The organism is Sphingobium sp. B7D2B (assembly GCF_025961895.1).
Classification (GTDB): domain Bacteria; phylum Pseudomonadota; class Alphaproteobacteria; order Sphingomonadales; family Sphingomonadaceae; genus Sphingobium.
Map to the genome: position 1 here is coordinate 985,016 of NZ_JAOQOM010000001.1, position 15,540 is coordinate 1,000,555.

15 protein-coding genes are annotated in these 15,540 nt (G+C 65.1%); 12 read left to right on the top strand and 3 right to left on the bottom strand.

Annotated features, from left to right (window positions below; translation table 11 throughout):
- Positions 1 to 17 precede the first annotated feature (17 nt).
- Complete coding sequence (locus M2341_RS04345) at positions 18 to 431, bottom strand: hypothetical protein (RefSeq protein WP_264584357.1); 414 nt, start codon at positions 429 to 431, stop codon at positions 18 to 20.
- Between M2341_RS04345 and M2341_RS04350 the strand changes: the two genes are divergently transcribed.
- The gene (locus M2341_RS04350) at positions 421 to 2,589 is read left to right on the top strand and encodes a TonB-dependent receptor (protein ID WP_264572153.1); all 2,169 of its coding nucleotides are present in this window, start codon (positions 421 to 423) and stop codon (positions 2,587 to 2,589) included. The two genes, M2341_RS04345 and M2341_RS04350, sit on opposite strands and share 11 nt — an antisense overlap.
- A gap of 125 nt (positions 2,590 to 2,714) precedes the next feature.
- A complete protein-coding gene (locus M2341_RS04355; protein WP_264584358.1) occupies positions 2,715 to 3,317 on the top strand; it encodes a nuclear transport factor 2 family protein in 603 nt (200 codons plus the stop codon).
- A 43-nt stretch (positions 3,318 to 3,360) separates the two neighbouring features.
- Here the strand turns inward: M2341_RS04355 and M2341_RS04360 are convergent, their stop codons facing one another.
- Together M2341_RS04360 and M2341_RS04365 are read right to left on the bottom strand one after the other, a co-directional pair.
- Positions 3,361 to 4,776, bottom strand: a complete 1,416-nt coding sequence (locus tag M2341_RS04360; protein ID WP_264584359.1) for an AtzE family amidohydrolase — start codon at positions 4,774 to 4,776, stop codon at positions 3,361 to 3,363.
- A complete protein-coding gene (locus M2341_RS04365) occupies positions 4,773 to 4,985 on the bottom strand; it encodes a DUF4089 domain-containing protein (RefSeq protein WP_264572156.1) in 213 nt (70 codons plus the stop codon). The genes M2341_RS04360 and M2341_RS04365 overlap by 4 nt, the downstream gene beginning before the upstream one ends.
- A gap of 231 nt (positions 4,986 to 5,216) precedes the next feature.
- Here M2341_RS04365 and M2341_RS04370 point away from each other — a divergent pair, with 231 nt between their 5' ends.
- The 10 genes from M2341_RS04370 to M2341_RS04415 all read left to right on the top strand — a co-directional run bounded on the left by M2341_RS04370 (position 5,217) and on the right by M2341_RS04415 (position 15,534).
- Positions 5,217 to 6,827, top strand: coding sequence for a CocE/NonD family hydrolase (locus tag M2341_RS04370; protein ID WP_264584360.1), 1,611 nt, complete (start codon positions 5,217 to 5,219; stop codon positions 6,825 to 6,827).
- Entirely contained in the window at positions 6,824 to 8,119 is a 1,296-nt protein-coding gene (locus M2341_RS04375; RefSeq protein ID WP_264584361.1) for a cytosine deaminase, read from the top strand. Before M2341_RS04370 ends, M2341_RS04375 begins: the two co-directional genes overlap by 4 nt.
- Positions 8,119 to 9,282, top strand: coding sequence for an acetylornithine deacetylase (gene argE / locus M2341_RS04380; protein WP_264584362.1), 1,164 nt, complete (start codon positions 8,119 to 8,121; stop codon positions 9,280 to 9,282). The genes M2341_RS04375 and argE overlap by 1 nt, the downstream gene beginning before the upstream one ends.
- 180 nt (positions 9,283 to 9,462) lie before the next feature.
- Positions 9,463 to 10,332 carry a tetrahydrofolate dehydrogenase/cyclohydrolase catalytic domain-containing protein gene (locus tag M2341_RS04385; RefSeq protein ID WP_264584363.1) on the top strand — a complete coding sequence of 290 codons (870 nt, stop codon included), beginning with the start codon at positions 9,463 to 9,465 and terminating at the stop codon, positions 10,330 to 10,332.
- Between the two features lie 104 nt (positions 10,333 to 10,436).
- Positions 10,437 to 11,144, top strand: coding sequence for a TetR family transcriptional regulator (locus M2341_RS04390; RefSeq protein ID WP_264572161.1), 708 nt, complete (start codon positions 10,437 to 10,439; stop codon positions 11,142 to 11,144).
- A gap of 167 nt (positions 11,145 to 11,311) precedes the next feature.
- A complete protein-coding gene (locus M2341_RS04395) occupies positions 11,312 to 11,893 on the top strand; it encodes an NAD(P)H-dependent oxidoreductase (RefSeq protein ID WP_264572162.1) in 582 nt (193 codons plus the stop codon).
- Positions 11,894 to 11,895: 2 nt separating this feature from the next.
- Complete coding sequence (locus M2341_RS04400) at positions 11,896 to 12,684, top strand: ABC transporter ATP-binding protein (protein ID WP_264574552.1); 789 nt, start codon at positions 11,896 to 11,898, stop codon at positions 12,682 to 12,684.
- The gene (locus tag M2341_RS04405; protein WP_264584364.1) at positions 12,681 to 13,523 is read left to right on the top strand and encodes an ABC transporter permease; all 843 of its coding nucleotides are present in this window, start codon (positions 12,681 to 12,683) and stop codon (positions 13,521 to 13,523) included. The genes M2341_RS04400 and M2341_RS04405 overlap by 4 nt, the downstream gene beginning before the upstream one ends.
- The gene (locus tag M2341_RS04410) at positions 13,520 to 14,683 is read left to right on the top strand and encodes a hypothetical protein (protein WP_264584365.1); all 1,164 of its coding nucleotides are present in this window, start codon (positions 13,520 to 13,522) and stop codon (positions 14,681 to 14,683) included. Before M2341_RS04405 ends, M2341_RS04410 begins: the two co-directional genes overlap by 4 nt.
- Positions 14,683 to 15,534, top strand: a complete 852-nt coding sequence (locus M2341_RS04415) for a bifunctional 5,10-methylenetetrahydrofolate dehydrogenase/5,10-methenyltetrahydrofolate cyclohydrolase (protein WP_264584366.1) — start codon at positions 14,683 to 14,685, stop codon at positions 15,532 to 15,534. Before M2341_RS04410 ends, M2341_RS04415 begins: the two co-directional genes overlap by 1 nt.
- Positions 15,535 to 15,540: the final 6 nt, after the last annotated feature.

Consider the following 15,540-nt stretch of genomic DNA (forward strand, 5'->3'; position numbering starts at 1 on the left):
CCGCTTCTTTGATCCCACTAATTATACATGCCCGCACCGGTCTCACCGTTGCGGCGACTCGGCTCGCGCAGACGTCGCGCCGCGGCACTTCGATTTGATCCTGCGGTCGCCGCCTGCTTTGGGTCGTGATCGTTTCCTTCTTGTGAAACCCCAATAAAACCGCCCTTTGAAGGTTGATCCACGCAGGCGCCGCACATTTGAGCCTCTGTCAAAAAATCGTCACGACCCTCTTTACATAAGTAAGCACGCTCTGCATACATACCAACGCCGAACGGGGAGGGCTCAACAGGACAAGCATCGCTCACGCTGCGCGTGGGCTCGAGGCGGTAACCGATGTGAGCTCTGGCCTGCGGGCATGACAGGTTTATCTGGAGGAAGCCCACAATGTTGTTTGCACGCAAGCCCGAGGCATCTTTGACGATGTCCCACAAAGCGTTTCTCGCCCTTCTTCTGGCTTCGACGAGCGCGCCGCTGATGGCTGCCGATGCCGCAGACACGGCCGAAGGTGGCGACATCATCGTCACCGCCCAGCATCGCGAACAGCGCGTGACCGAGGTGCCGATCAGCCTCAGCGTCGTGTCCGGCGCGCAGGCCGCTGAATCCGGCGCGTCGAGCACGCTCGACCTCGCCCGCCTGGTGCCCGGCCTTTCCATCGGCCAGAACTCGGGCGACGGTGACTTCCCCTTCATCTCGCTGCGCGGCGTCGCCATGCGCGATTTCGCCGACACCAATGAGAGCCCGTCCGCCGTCTATGTGAACGAGTTCTACAAGGCGAACCTGATGGGCCTCGATTCCCAGATGTTCGACATCAGCCGCATCGAGGTGCTGCGCGGTCCGCAGGGCACGCTTTATGGCCGCAACGCGACCGGCGGCCTCATCCACTTCATTGCCGCAGCGCCGACCGAGCAACTGGAAGGCCATGTGTCCGTCACCTTCGCCGAGCGCAATCGCGTTCAGGCCGAGGCTGCGATCAGCGGCCGGCTGTTCGGCAATCTGCTGGGCCGCGTCAGCGTCTTCCGTCACCGTTATGATGGCTACATCAAGAACAATTTCCCCGGCGGGGAAGACGGCAACGCGCTCAACGCCAGCGCCATTCGCGGCCAATTGTCGAACCAGTTCGCGGACAATCTGAGCGCCGAGCTGTTCGTGCAATATTACAAGAACGACAATGAAGCGGGCAACATGTTCACCCACATTGCCGTGACGCAAGACCCGGTGACGGGCCTCTCCACCCGCAATCCGGGCGGCGTCGACTCCTTCGGCTATGGCGACAGCAAGCCGCTGGAGACGAACACCAACTTTGATGCCTATATGCGCTCGGAGCAGTTCACCGCCATCGGCAAAATCAAGGCCGACCTCGGCTTTGCCGAGCTGACCTCGATCACTGGCTTCGAGAAGGGCAAGAAGGACGCGGCGTTCGACAGCGACTCCACGCCCGGCGCACGCTCGACCGAAGTTCACCCGCGCGCCGAGCAGTTCTCGCAGGAGCTGCGCCTGGCGGGCGTGAACGGGCCGCTCACCTGGGTCACCGGCCTCTATTATTTCGACTATAATGTGAACGGCTATCAGCGCCGCACCACCTCGGCCGCTGCCGGGCCGCGCCGTCCGGTCTATTATGATCTGGACAGCGAGAGCTGGGCGATCTTCGGCAATGTCGACTATGCGCTGACCTCGACCCTCACCGCGACGGGCGGCGTGCGCTATACCGAGGAAGACAAGGAATATGATCTCAACAACACGGACACCGGCCCGGTGTTCAACACCACCACGGTGGGCGATCTCGCCAAGCGCAACGATGACAGCACGAGCTTCACGGCGCGGCTGAGCTGGGCGCCGCAGCGCGGGCAGCTGTTCTATGCGGGTGTGGCGCGCTCGTTCAAGGCCGGCACCTTCAACGTCGGTTACACGTCGCTTCCGCTCTCGGCCATCTCGGTCCGCCCCGAACGGCTGACCAGCTACGAAGCCGGCGCCAAGTTCGCCACCTACGACAATCGCTACAGCATCAGCGGCGCGGTGTTCCATTACCAGTATAAGGACAGCCAGGCCTATCAGTTCGATGGCGTGTCGCTCTCCTCGACCACGTTCAACCGCGATGCGGAGATCACCGGTGCCGAAGCCGAGTTCGCGGCAGAGCCGGTGCAGAATCTGCGCCTGCGGGGATCGCTGACCTATCTGGATGCCAAGCTGCTCGACGTGCAGCTGCCCGGCCTCGCCAATAACGGCCCTGTGGTCGATCGACGGATGCCGCTGGCCCCCAAATGGTCGTGGAACCTGACGGCCAATTATCGCGTGCCGAACGTGCTTGGCGGCACGCTCGGCCTGCAGGGCGACATCGCCTACAAGGGCGTGCAGTATTTCGACGCCTTCAACAGTCCCAGCCAGCGTGAGGCAGCCTACGCCTTGTCAAACGTCCGCCTCTCCTGGACCGATGCAAGCGACTCGCTCACCCTCGCTGTCTTTGCCGAGAATGTGACGGACAAGCGCTATCGCACCGCCGCGTTCGACCTCGCATTCCTCGGCATGGCGACCGAAGTATGGGGCCGTCCGCGCTGGATTGGCGGCAGCATTTCCTATCGCTTCGGCAGCTAGAGCCTCGGGTCGCATCCGATCGCTCAATCGCCGTGGTGTCAGTGCAAGCCGACACCACGGCGATTTACTTTTGGGGCAAGACGCCCGCACATAGCGGGCCAAAACAGCGGCAAGGGAACCAAGGCATGAGGATTGTCCGAGCATCGCGCAGCCGCTGGGTCTGGATCGCGGCCGCCTGCGTGGCCCTGTCCCCGATGTCCGCCATTGCCGAGCAGACGGCTCCGGCCAAGCCCAGCGTCATCTACACCGGCAAAATGGAGGCGCGCGGCACGACGCGCGCGCAATATCAGCGCCTGATCCTCGATCTCGCCCATGTCTGGGCGGATTGCGATGCGGACCTCATGCGCCGCATTCTGACGGACGACGTCGATTTCTCCTATCCCGGCCGCCGCCTGATCGGTCGCGATGCCGCGCTCGCTGACCTCGAGGGCTTCTGCAAGGTCGCGACCGAACGCAGCATCTATTTCCCCGCCGATGCCTTCTACATCGACGTGCGCAATGGTCGGGTGGCGGCGGAAGTCCAGTTCCGCGTGACCCAGAATGGCGAAAAGCAGGTCGTCAACGACGTGTGGATCGCCACGGTGCGCAAGGGGCGCATCGCGATCATCAAGGAGTATCTGGATGGGCGCGTGCGCCTTCTCCAGGCCGAGGGCAAGCTCACTTATGGCGAGGACGCGCCGTTCCTCACACCCTGGCCGCCCCGCGTGGAGCAGCCGGCAACGCCTTGAAGGTTAGCCCTGACGCTCAGCCCCTGATGCCAGGGCCCGAGCTTCAAGCGTTTTCCGACACCGGCGCGCAATGTGCCACGCTGGAGACGGCCACGCCGGCTGCTTCAAGCCGCGCGGCGATCTGGAAGATTTTGGCCTCGGCCCAAGGCGCGGCGATGATCTGGACGCCCACCGGCATGGGGCCGCTGGTCATCACCGGCGCGGTCAGCACGGGCAGGCCGATATAGCTGATCGGCTGGGTGTAGATGCCGACATGCGCGCGGGCGAGCATCTCCTTGCCACCCAGATTGAGGGTCTGCTGGCCGAGCTTGAGCGCGGCGCAGGGCGTCGCAGGCGCAAGCAGCACATCATAGTGCGCGAAGGCTCGGCGCGCGGCCTCGCGGAACCGGTAGCGGAAGCGTTGGGCCTGCACGACCAAGGTGGAAGGGAGCAGCGCCCCGGCGAACAGGCGATCGCGCGTCGCCGGATCGAACTGGTCCGGGCGCTGGCGCAGGGCATCGATGTGCAGATTGCCGCCCTCGGCCGCCGTGATGACGAAGGCCGCATAGCGAGCGATCTCGGCTTCATCGAGCTCGACATAGCGATCCGCATTCAGGGCGTCGGCAACCTTGTCCACGGCTTCCAGCGCGACATCCTCGGCATTGCCCCGGAACCAGCCGCCCAGAACGCCGACGCGGAACGCATCGGTGTCTTCGCCAAGTCGGTCCAGAACCGGTTCGGGCGCGGCCGTCGAGCAGACGGGATCGCGTGGGTCCGGCCCTTGCAGCACGTCATAGGCCAGAGCGAGGTCGGCCACGCTGCGGGTCATCGGGCCGATATGATCGAGGCTGGATACGAACGGGAAGGTGCCCGCACGCGAGAGGCGGCCATAAGTCGGCTTGAGCCCGAACAGGCCGCAGAAGGAGGCGGGCACGCGGATCGACCCGTTGGTGTCCGATCCCATGCCGACATGGGCGAGGCCCGCTGCGACCGCTGCCGCAGCGCCGCCCGATGAGCCCCCGGCGAGCCGCTCGAGATCATGCGGATTGCGCGTCGGGCCGAAGAAATCATTCTCGGTGGTGAAGCCGTAGGCGAACTCATCCATGTTGGTCGATGCGACGATGATCGCACCGGCCTCGCGCAGCAGCCGCACGGCGGTTGCGTCTTCGCTGGCGGGCGGGGCCTCGCGGCGCATCTTGGCGCCGGCCAGCGTAACCTCCCCGGCGATGTCGAACAGGTTTTTCACCACCACCGGCACGCCCGCCATGGGGCCGCCGGGCTCGCCTCGTGCAGTCGCGGCATCGAGCGCTGCTGCCGCAGCCAGGGCCGACTCGGAAAAGACGGCCGTGCAGCTGTTGATCAGCGGATCGAGCCGTTCGATCCGCGCCAGCATGTCGCGCACCACATCGGATGCGCTGAACGTCCCGGCATTCACTCCGGCGGCGATCTGCGCCGCGCCCATTGCTGCAAAATCGGTCATGGCCGGAACACCGGCGCGGCTTCCAGCGCGGGATCAAGCTCGAGGGCGAGCAACGGGGCACTCTGGACGAGGATGAGGTGAAGATTGTTAATGACGCCCTCGCGATATTCGGCGGGCACCGGCAAGCCGATGATTTCCGGCGCGGCCGCCACATAAACGGCCACCCCGTCCCGATCGCTGATCTGGTTTTGCTTTTGAGTATTCGTCATTTGATCCTTGTCCGGACGACCGGCGGGCTGAAATCTTTGGAAATCAGATGTTTCCTGGTGCCGGTCGGCGCCGGCAGAATCTTTTATGCATAATTTGCTCACTTAGGCAATTGTGCAGTTGCTGCATCGCGATTAGCCTTTGGGTTAAGACAGGCGCGGCGCTGCCCCGCGCCGGACCGGAATGCTGGATCGAAAATGATGATGGATACGCGCCCCCCTGAACTCCTCTCCATGACGACGCGTGACGGCGTTCGGCTGGATGCGGACGTGTATCGGCCCGCGCCGGCGGGCGATTATCCCGTGCTGCTGATGCGCCAGCCTTATGGCCGGCGCATCGCGACGACGGTCTGCTTCGCGCATCCGGCCTGGTATGCGGCGCAGGGCTATATCGTCGTGATTCAGGACGTGCGGGGCCGAGGGACTTCTGAGGGCACATTCGCACTGTTCGAGCAGGAGGCCGCGGACGGTGAGGATGCCATCAACTGGGCGGCGGGGCTGGCCGGATCGACCGGCGCGGTCGGCATGTACGGCTTCTCCTATCAGGGCGTGACCCAGCTCCTCGCTGCGGCGACGCTGCCGCCTGCGCTCCGGGCCATCGCCCCGACGATGGTTGGCTGGGATTTGCGGCAGGACTGGGCCTATGAGAACGATGCCTTCTGCCTCGCCGCCAATATTGGCTGGGCAGTGCAGCTTGCGGCGCAGAACGCCAAGCATGCCGGGGATGCCGACGCCTTTGCCGATCTGGCGCAGGCCGCACGGGCGCTGGCCTTGGGGCATGGCAATCATGCGCGGCCCGACATTCTGCACCGCCATGCGCGCCATGTGCCATTCTATCGTGACTGGCTCGATCGGGATTTTGCGGACCCCTATTGGGCGCGGATTTCTCCGTCCGCCCATGCGGATCGCCTGACAAAGAGCGGGCCGCCGGCGCTGTTCGTGACGGGGTGGTACGACACCCATCTTCCCGGCACCGTGGCGGCCTATCGGGCCTATGAGCAAGCGGGACGTGCAGACGCCGCGCTGGTCGTGGGGCCGTGGACGCATTTCCCCTGGGGCCGGCGGCTTGGCTGCAAGGACTTTGGCGAGGCGGCCATCGGAGAGATCGACCAGTTGCAACGGGCGTGGTTCGACCAGCATCTCAAGGGGGAGGGGCAGGCGATTGCTCCCTCCCGCGCCGTGCGACTGTTCGACATGGGGCGCAATGCCTGGCGGGATTTTCCGGCATGGCCCGGCGGGCAGCAATGCTGGCAGATCGGCAGCGGCGGTCGCGCGGCTCTGGACGAGCGCGATGGCGTTATGGCGCCCGACACGCCAACGCAGGCAGCGGCGGATTATCTGGTGCACGATCCCTGGCGCGCCGTTCCGACAACCGGCGGGGCCTTCGGTGCCGTGCCGGGACCGGTAGACCGCACGGATGTGGACGCCCGGCCCGACGTGCTCACCTACACCAGTCCGCCAATGACAGCGCCCGTGACGCTGGCGGGCGAGACGGTTGCTGCGCTGGAGGTCACAGCCGATTGCCCGAGTTTCGACCTGAGCTGCATCCTCACCCTCGTCGATGAAGCCGGGCGCAGCCATCACCTGACGGAAGGCTATGTGCATTTCGCGGTCGCGCCCGACGGCCCGGCCACTGTGCGCTTGCGCCCGACCTGCGCGACAATCCCCGCCGGGGTTCGCCTGCGGCTGGCGGTTTCGGCAGCATCTTTCCCGGCCTATCCCATCAATCCCGGAACCGGCACGCGACCGGTGGATGCCGGCGTTGAGGAAGCGGGCGTGATTACGCTGCGTCTGAACCTGGCGGAAAGCCGGCTGGTGTTGCCGGTGCTGGAGGAAGTGCCATGACGTCTCAGGATCAGCCCCCGCACGATCTCGCTCCGGGCGAGCCGTTCGTCCTGCGCGGCGTGCATGTGCCCGCCACCTTCACGGCCTTTGAGGGCGGCGCGGAGATCGTCACGGCGGACATCGCCATCGAGCAAGGGCGGATCGCCTTTGTCGCGCCGTCGCTCGCCGAGACGCCCAGCGCGTGGCGCGACATCCGCCTGGATCGCATGATGGTCTGGCCCTGTTTCGTGGAAGCGCACACGCATCTCGACAGCACGCAGATCTGGGCGCGCTCCCCAAATCCCGATGGGACGTTCGGCTCTGCGGCCAGCGCGATCATCGCCGACCGCGAAACCCACTGGACGCCCGATGACATGCGCCGGCGCATGGATTTCGGCCTGCGCTGTGCCTATGCCCATGGCGTGCGCGCGATGCGCACCCACCTTGCCTCCCAGAACGAGCAGATCGAGCAGCGCTGGGAGATTTTCTCGGAGGTGCGCGCAGCCTGGGCCGGGCGGATCGACCTGCAGGCCGTGCCGCTGATTTCCACCGATGTGCTGGCGGACGATGTCTGGTTCGCGCGGGTGCTCGATGTCGTGCGCCGTCATGGCGGCGTGCTGGGCGGCTTCGCGCATGTCTCGCCGCTGGTCGATGCCAGCCTTGAGCGGCTCTTCGACGCGGCAGACAAATACGGCCTCGCGTTGGACTTCCACGCCGACGAGACGGACGACGCGACCTCGGACATCGTGCGGCGGGTCGCGACGCTCGCCGACCGGCGGGGCGGGGGGATGCAGGTGATGGTCGGCCATTGCTGCAGTCTCGCCGTGCAGGACGAGACAGAGGTGGACCGCACGCTGGACCTGATGGCACGGGCCGGGCTTTCCGTGGTGAGCCTGCCGGGCTGCAATCTCTATCTGCAGGCGCGCGCGCCGGGCCGCACGCCCCGTTGGCGCGGCGTCACCCTGCTGCACGAGATGGCCGCGCGCGACATTCCCATCTGCATCGGCGGCGACAATTGCCGTGATCCCTACAATCCCTATGGCGACTTCAATCCGCTCGAATCCTTTCAGGATGCGGTGCGGATCGCGCATCTCGATCATCCGGTGGGGGACTGGCCGCTCAGCGTCACCACCACGCCCGGTGCGCTGGTCTCGCAGGCGCAGGCGATTGTCGCCGGCGCGCCTGCCGATCTCGTTCTCTATCGCGCGAAGAGCTATAATGAGCTGTTCGTGCGCCACGGCGCTGGCCGGCTGGTCATGCGCGACGGCATCTTCGTCGATGCTCCCCTTCCTGACTTTAGCGAGCTGGACTGATGCTGGATCATGCGCTCGAAATTCTGGAAACGCTGGTCGCGTTCGACACGACGTCCAGCAAGTCCAATCGCGCCCTCATCGATTGGGTCGCCACGCGGCTCGCCGAGCGAAACATCCCCTATTGGCTGGTAGAGGATGCCGATGGCGGCAAGGCCAATCTGCTCGCGCGGATCGGGCCGGATGTGCCGGGCGGGATTGTCCTGAGCGGGCATAGCGATGTCGTGCCGGTCGATGGCCAGCCATGGACCAGCGATCCCTGGACGGTGACCCGCAGGCACGACCGGCTCTACGGGCGCGGCGTGGCGGACATGAAGGGCTTCATCGCGCTGGTGCTCGCGCTGATCGATACGCCTGCGGTGCAATTCTTGCAACGCCCGCTGATTCTCGCGATCACTTATGATGAAGAGGTCGGCTGCCTCGGCGCGCCGCATCTGCTCGATCAAATGGCCGCTTTCGTGCCCGCGCCCGCCCTGGCGATCATCGGTGAGCCGACCAGCATGAAAGTGCTCTCCGTCCATAAGGGAATGCGGGTGTTCGACGTCACGGTGACTGGGCGGGAAGCGCACAGCAGCCAGCGCGATCAGGGTGTTTCCGCGATTGCCGCCGCTGTCGAGCTGATGAGCCTGATCGGCGAGATGAATGCGCAGGCGCACGACGCGGTCCGGGCCGACGATCCGTGCAGCCCGCCGGGTACGACGCTCTCGGTCGGCATCGTCAATGGCGGCACAGCGGCGAACATCCTCGCGCGCCAGTGCACCTTCCGCTGGGATCTGCGCTCGCCCAGCGAGGCCGAAGCGGACGGCTATGAAGCGCGCTTTCAGGCCGCGGCGCAGGCGCTGGATGCCCGCATTCGCGAGCGTGCGCCGGAGGGCGGGGTTGTGATCACCCAACTGGCCAGCGCGCCGCCGCTGGAGCTGGATCGGGACAGCGCCGCTGAATCCTTCGTGCGGTCGTTGACCGGCGATAATGGGCTGAGCGGCGCGGCCTTCGTTGCGGAAGCGGGGCTTTATCAGAAGATCGGCATCCCGGCGGTGCTGTGTGGGCCGGGCTCCATCCTCCAGGCCCACCAACCGGACGAGTGGATCGAGATCGACCAGCTGCGCGCCGGTGCGGACTTCTTGATGCGTTTGGCGGACCGCTTGTCGAACGAGACCAAAGGTTAACGAAACTGGCCCGGCTTATTTGCAAAACATGCTTACTTATGTAAGGGTTCTGGCCGTGCAGAGCCCTCTGCGCGTCCGGCGGTCGCATCGATCCAGCCGGAAGAAGCCGATGATGTGCAGGTGGATCGTGAGACGCCGAACCCTTAACCGCTCCGGGCACGCGCCAAGGATCACCGCGCGATGACGCGGATTGTCGATGGCCACGCTGCTGCCCGGCGCCTGCTGGCGCAAACGGCGCAAGATTCGGCTCTTGCCCAAGCAAGCCTGGGTCGAGCCCCGCGTCTCGCGCTACTCATGATGGGGGAGGCGGCCCCTGCCCGCGCATATGCCGCGCGCATCGAGGAGCTTGCCGGGCTGGCCGAGGTCGAAACCATGATCGTCTCCGGCCCCGCCGATGGCTCATTGGCGCAGATGCAGGCGCTGGTGCGCCAGTTGAATGCCGATCAATCGGTCGATGGTATTCTGCCGCTCACACCGTTCCCGTCCGGCATCGCGATGGCGGACATCGCTGCAATTCTCTCGAGCCAGAAGGACGTCGATGGCTTGACTCCGCTTAACGCCGGCCAGCTAGCGGCGGGGCTGGAGGGCCTGTTCCCCTGCACGCCACAAGCCGCGGTGCTGCTCGCGGAGGAGGTGCTGGGCGATCTGCGCGGGCTCAATGCCACCGTGGTCGGCGCCTCGGCCAGCGTCGGGCGCCCGCTCTTGCAATTGCTGCTCCAGCGCGGCGTGACCGTGACGATCGCGCATATCGACACGCGCGATCTGGTGGCAGCCTGCCAGACGGCGGACCTGTTGTTCGCCGCGGCCGGCCGGGCGGGGCTGATCGGCGCGCGCCATGTGCGGGCAGGTGCCACGGTCATCGATATCGGCATCAATCTCGTGACGCAGGCAGATGGCAGCCGGCGCATTCTGGGCGATGTCGATCTTGCCGCCGTCGACGGGGTTGCAGCCGTGATCTCGGCCGTTCCCGATGGTGTCGGCCCGCTGACGACGGCATTCCTGCTGGCGAATACCGTGCTGGCAGCGCAAAGGCGGCACGCAGGGGCTTGAGGGCCGGGCCGCGATAGGGTCAACAAGGGGCCGGCGTGGGCCGGGTCAGATGAAGAGGATGGGACGTGGCGAGACAACCGAGCGTAAGAGGACCGAAAGCAGCGGTGCGGAAGACTGTCGGCGCGCGTGCCGCCAGGACGCAGGTCGCTGAACCGGCCGACGATGCGAAGGGTCTGCGTCGCACGCGGGATGCGGCTGGCACGCGCAAGAAGATTCTGGAAGCCGCCATCGAGGAGTTCGCCGAGCGCGGGCTGAGCGGCGCGCGCATCGATTCGATCGCGCAGCGCTCCGGCGCCAACATGCGGATGATCTACCATTATTACGGCAACAAGGAGCAGCTTTACGTCTTCGTGCTCGATCATGTGTATGAGGACATCCGCAAGAAGGAAGCGGCGCTGAATCTGGCCAACCTCGAACCGTATGAGGCGATGATGAAGCTGTTCAACTTCACCTATTCGCACTTTGCGGCCAACCCGCATGTCATCTCATTGTGGACCGGGGAAAATCTGCAGCAGGGCGCCTATCTCTCCACCTCGATGCGCGCGCCGACGCTGAGTTCACCGCTGATGGACGCCATCAAGGAGACGCTCGCGCGGGGCGTGGAGCAGAAGGTGTTTCGCGAGGATATCGATCCGCTGCAACTCTATGTGTCGATGGTCGCGCTTTCCTATTTCCACCTGTCCAACGTCTACACGCTCTCGGCGATCTTCAGCGCCAACCTGCATAGCGAGCGCTGGAAATCGGAGCGCCGGCGCCACGCCCAGGAGATGCTGAGCGCCTACCTCCTGTCCAGCGCCAAGCCGGATGCATGAGGACAACGCGGGAGACTCATCGGCGCTACCGGTGTATTTTCCGTCTTAGCGCTGCCGCACGTCTCGGCGGCCTTAACGGATAAGTTTTTGAAAAACAGCGCTAAAAAATAGAGGGGCGGCCAAGCGGCGGTCTTGTCTTAGTAAGCAGTTTATGTATAACTATCGGCATGAAAGTTCATGTCATATATGCCTATCCGCTGAAGACGGGCCTCGCGGTCGACATTCACAACACGGTTGTCTCCAGCCTCATCGAGGCGGGGCACGAGGTCGATGATCTGGATCTCTATGCGGAGAATTTCGATCCGATCCTCAATGAGGAAGACCGGACGATCTATCATGACGTCACGATCAACCAGCGCCGCATCAAGCCCTATGTCGACCGGCTGCAGGCGGCCGATGCCGTGGTGCTCTGCCATCCGGTCTGGAATTTCGGCTGGCCGGCGATGCTCAAGGGCTATTTCGATCGGGTGTTCCTGCCCGATGTCTCGTTCAAGATGGTGGACGGCAAGCTGACGCCGGGCCTCGCCAACATCCGCAAGCTGACCAGCGTGACGACCTATGGCGTCGACCGGCTCCGGGCACTCTACTTGTTCGATCCGCCGCGCTCGAATGCCACGCGCTTCCTGCGGGTTGTGTGCAACAAGAAGGTGAAGGTGGATTACCTCGCCCTCTATGGGATCAATAACATGACGGAAGCGCGCGCGGCCAAGTTCCTGGCGAAGGTCCGCAAAGAAATGCTGGCTTTCTGACCATGGGCGATCGCCGCGTTGACCCGAATCAGGGCGCGGCCGATGCCGCCGCGCCGATCGTTTCCTTCCAGGACGTCTCGCTGACCTTCGGGACAGGCGTCGAGGCCCTGCGGGGCATTAATCTCGATATCCGCCCCGGCGAATTCATCAGCATTTTGGGCCCCTCGGGCTGCGGCAAGTCCACCTTGCTGCGCATCGCCGCCGGGCTGATCGACTATACCGACGGGGCGCTCCACGCGGATCGCTCCCACATCGCCTTCACCTTTCAGGATGCGACGCTGCTGCCCTGGCGCACGGTGCGCCGTAATGTCGAGCTTCTGCTGGAATTGCGCGGCGTCGGGCGGGAGGAGCGGCGCCGGGTGGCGCAGGAGAAGATCGCACTGGTCGGCCTGAGCGGCTTTGAGGAGCAATATCCCAAGCATCTCTCCGGCGGCATGAAGATGCGCGTGTCGCTGGCCCGCGCCCTGACCCTCGATCCCACGCTGTTCATGTTCGACGAGCCTTTCGGCGCGCTGGACGAGATCACGCGCGAGCGGCTTAACGATGAAGTGCAGACCCTGCAGTTGCGCCAGCAATTCGCGGCGATGTTCGTGACGCACTCCGTGTCGGAGGCGGTCTTCATGTCGTCCCGCGTCATCGTGATGTCTGCGCGACCGGGCCGCATTGTCGGCGCCTACGACATCCCGTTCCCGTTTCCGCGCGATGACGCGGTGCGCTTCTCGCCGCAATTTGCGGAATTGTGCGGAACGCTCTCGGCGGCGCTGCGGGATGCATCGGGAGGTGTGAAATGACCAAAGCGACCTATTTTCCGCCCCGCGCTGCCCGCACAAAGGCCAGTCCCGCTGCACGCTGGGTCGCGCGACTGCTGCCCCCGCTGCTGCTCGGCCTCCTGCTCGCGGCCTGCTACGCTTATGCGCGCGCCGATCTTGAGGAGTATCGCCAGTTCCTGATGCCCGGCCCCAGCGAGATCTGGGAAGGCGCCTTCGCTTCAGCCGCCGTGCGCGCGGAACTGCTGCGTGCCGCCGGCGTGACGGCGCAGATTGCGCTCACGGGTCTGGCCGTGTCGATTCCGGGCGGGATGCTGCTCGGCGTCCTCATGTTCCGCTCCTTCTGGATCGAGCGGGCCGTCGCGCCTTATCTGGTTGTGCTGCAGTCGATCCCGGTGCTGGCGATCATCCCGCTTATCCAGTCGCTGCTCGGCTTCGGCTTCCTGCCCAAGGTGCTGATCGTCGCCCTGTTTACCTTCTTCGCCATTCCCACGACTTTGCTGCTCGGCCTCAAGAGCCTCGACAAGGGCATTGGGGAGCTGTTCCGGCTGGAAGGAGCGGGCTGGGGCACGACGTTGCTCAAGGCGGGCATCCCGTCCGCGCTGCCGTCGCTCTTTGCCGGCATTCGCATTGCGGCGAGCCTCGCGGTGATCGGCGCCATCGTCTCCGAGCTGTTCTTCGTCTCGGGCGATGGCGGGCTGGGCCAGATGCTGGTCAACTCGAAGATCGATTTCCTCTACGAGCAGATGTATGCCGCGCTCATCGTCTCAGCGGTGATGTCGATCGGCGTCTATCTGTTCTTCGGCTGGCTCGGCGACCGGCTCTTCTCCCACTGGCACGATTCGGCCGGGGCAAAGGGATGATGCGGCGGGCACGTCATGCCGTGTTGGCCGCGCTGGCCTTGCTCGGCGCGGGCGCGCAGGCTGCGCCGGTCGCGCAGGGCGCCTTCGCCCGGGAGCATTACCGCACACCGTTGGCTAGGGCCTGTCCCAATCCGGTCGTCGTGCAGCTCGACTGGTTGCCGCAGGCCGAGCATGGTGGGCTGTTCCAGCTGATCGGTGGCGGCGGGAAGATGAGCCAGGGGCGCTATCAAGGCCCGCTCGGCGCGACCGGGATCGACCTGCTGATCCTGGTGGGCGGCAAGGGCATCGGCCTTGGCGACGCCGAGACGCCGTTTTCCGCGCTCTACATGGGCAATAGCCGCGCGGGCCTTCGCCCGCATCTTGCGCTGGTCGATCAGGATAATGCCTTCATCTTCTCGCGCCGCTTCCCGGCTACGGGCGTAGTGGCGATGCTCGACAAATCGCCCATGGGTCTCTTTTGGGACCGGGCGACCTATCCGCGTGGTTTCCGGTCGGTGGCTGACCTGCGCGCGTTCGCGCAGTCGGGGAAAGGCAAGATCTACCTCTCTACAACCCGGCGCACATTCGGGCGCTATCTCATCAATAACGGCCTGCCCAAGGATGCGGTGCAGGAGGGCTATAATGGCGACGCCGAAACCTTCGTCCTGAACCGCGGGCGCTGGCTCAATCAGGGCAGCATCACCAGCGAGGGCTATCAGTTCGCCCATGGCAAGCGCTGGAACAAGCCGGTGGATTTTCTGCTGCTCTCGGACATGGGCTATCCGCTTTATCCCGGCATGGTCTCGGTCGCGACAAACCGGCTCAACGAGCTGGCCCCGTGCCTCAAGGGTCTGGTGCCATTGCTGCAGCGCGCACAGGTGGATTATATCCGCGCGCCGGGCGAGGTGAACGACCTGATCTACCGGTTCAACGAGGGCGGCTTCGCGGCGCCCTGGTGGAAGACCTCGCGTGAGTTGCTGGCAGCGGCCTCTGCCGTTTCGCTCTCGCGCGGCATCGTCGGCAACGGTCCGAACAAGACTATGGGCGATTTCGACATGGCCCGCAGCGCTGTGCTCCTCTCCCGGCTCAAGCCCTATCTCGACATTCGCGCCAAACCGAATGTGAAGCCGCAGGATGTGGTGACCAACCGCTTCATCGATCCCTCGGTCGGCCTGCGCTGATGCCCGTGATTCTCGATGGCGATGCCGCTGCGGCGGCATGGCGCGCGCGGATTAAGGCGCGGGCGGACGAGAGCGCATTCATGCGGTCGGGGCATCGGCCGTGCCTCGTCACGGTGCTCGTCGGCGATGATGAGGCAAGCCGGGCCTATGTCTCGCGCAAGCATCAGGATTGCGAGGCGCTTGGCTTTGCTTCCCGCCAGATCGACCTGCCTGCCAGCATCTCGGAGGCCGATCTGCTGGCGCTGATCGACATCCTCAACCGCGACGCCGCCTGTCATGGGCTGATCGTGCAACTGCCGCTCCCTGCGCACATCGATGCCGGCGCGGTGATCGAGGCGATCAGCCCGGACAAGGATGTGGACGGGCTCCACCCCCTCAATCTGGGGCGGATGCTGGCCGGTCAACCTGCGTTGCGGCCCTGCACACCGAGCGCGATCCTCGCTCTGCTGCGTGAGTATGATGTGCCGCTGGCCGGGCGCCGCGTCGCAATCATCGGGCGCGGGCTGCTGGTCGGTCGGCCGCTCGCCATGATGCTGGCCGACAGGGATGTCGATGCGGTCGTCACCGTGCTTCATCGCGGCATGGCGGATCTGACGCCCGTGCTGCGCGAGAGCGACGTGATCATCGCCGCAGCCGGCCAGCCCGATCTTGTGCGTGCCGACATGGTGCGACCCGGCGCCTGCGTCGTCGGAGTCGGGATTAGCTATGTCGATGGGCAGATGGTGTCGGACATTGCCGAGGATGTCGCGCAGATGGCCGGCTGGGTGACGCCGCGCCACGGATCGGTGGGGCCGATGACCCGCGCCATGCTGATGCGCAACCTGCTGGACGCGGCGCTCAGCCAGACCTGAGCGCCG

What these genes read in the sequence shown, in the direction of transcription:
- M2341_RS04375 (WP_264584361.1), top strand. Translation starts at nt 6,824, where the DNA reads ATGACGTCTCAGGATCAGCCCCCGCACGATCTCGCTCCGGGCGAGCCG.
- M2341_RS04360 (WP_264584359.1), bottom strand. Translation starts at nt 4,776, where the DNA reads ATGACCGATTTTGCAGCAATGGGCGCGGCGCAGATCGCCGCCGGAGTG.
- M2341_RS04400 (WP_264574552.1), top strand. Translation starts at nt 11,896, where the DNA reads ATGGGCGATCGCCGCGTTGACCCGAATCAGGGCGCGGCCGATGCCGCC.
- M2341_RS04410 (WP_264584365.1), top strand. Translation starts at nt 13,520, where the DNA reads ATGATGCGGCGGGCACGTCATGCCGTGTTGGCCGCGCTGGCCTTGCTC.
- M2341_RS04355 (WP_264584358.1), top strand. Translation starts at nt 2,715, where the DNA reads ATGAGGATTGTCCGAGCATCGCGCAGCCGCTGGGTCTGGATCGCGGCC.
- M2341_RS04350 (WP_264572153.1), top strand. Translation starts at nt 421, where the DNA reads ATGTCCCACAAAGCGTTTCTCGCCCTTCTTCTGGCTTCGACGAGCGCG.
- argE (WP_264584362.1), top strand. Translation starts at nt 8,119, where the DNA reads ATGCTGGATCATGCGCTCGAAATTCTGGAAACGCTGGTCGCGTTCGAC.
- M2341_RS04365 (WP_264572156.1), bottom strand. Translation starts at nt 4,985, where the DNA reads ATGACGAATACTCAAAAGCAAAACCAGATCAGCGATCGGGACGGGGTG.
- M2341_RS04385 (WP_264584363.1), top strand. Translation starts at nt 9,463, where the DNA reads ATGACGCGGATTGTCGATGGCCACGCTGCTGCCCGGCGCCTGCTGGCG.
- M2341_RS04370 (WP_264584360.1), top strand. Translation starts at nt 5,217, where the DNA reads ATGACGACGCGTGACGGCGTTCGGCTGGATGCGGACGTGTATCGGCCC.
- M2341_RS04405 (WP_264584364.1), top strand. Translation starts at nt 12,681, where the DNA reads ATGACCAAAGCGACCTATTTTCCGCCCCGCGCTGCCCGCACAAAGGCC.
- M2341_RS04415 (WP_264584366.1), top strand. Translation starts at nt 14,683, where the DNA reads ATGCCCGTGATTCTCGATGGCGATGCCGCTGCGGCGGCATGGCGCGCG.
- M2341_RS04395 (WP_264572162.1), top strand. Translation starts at nt 11,312, where the DNA reads ATGAAAGTTCATGTCATATATGCCTATCCGCTGAAGACGGGCCTCGCG.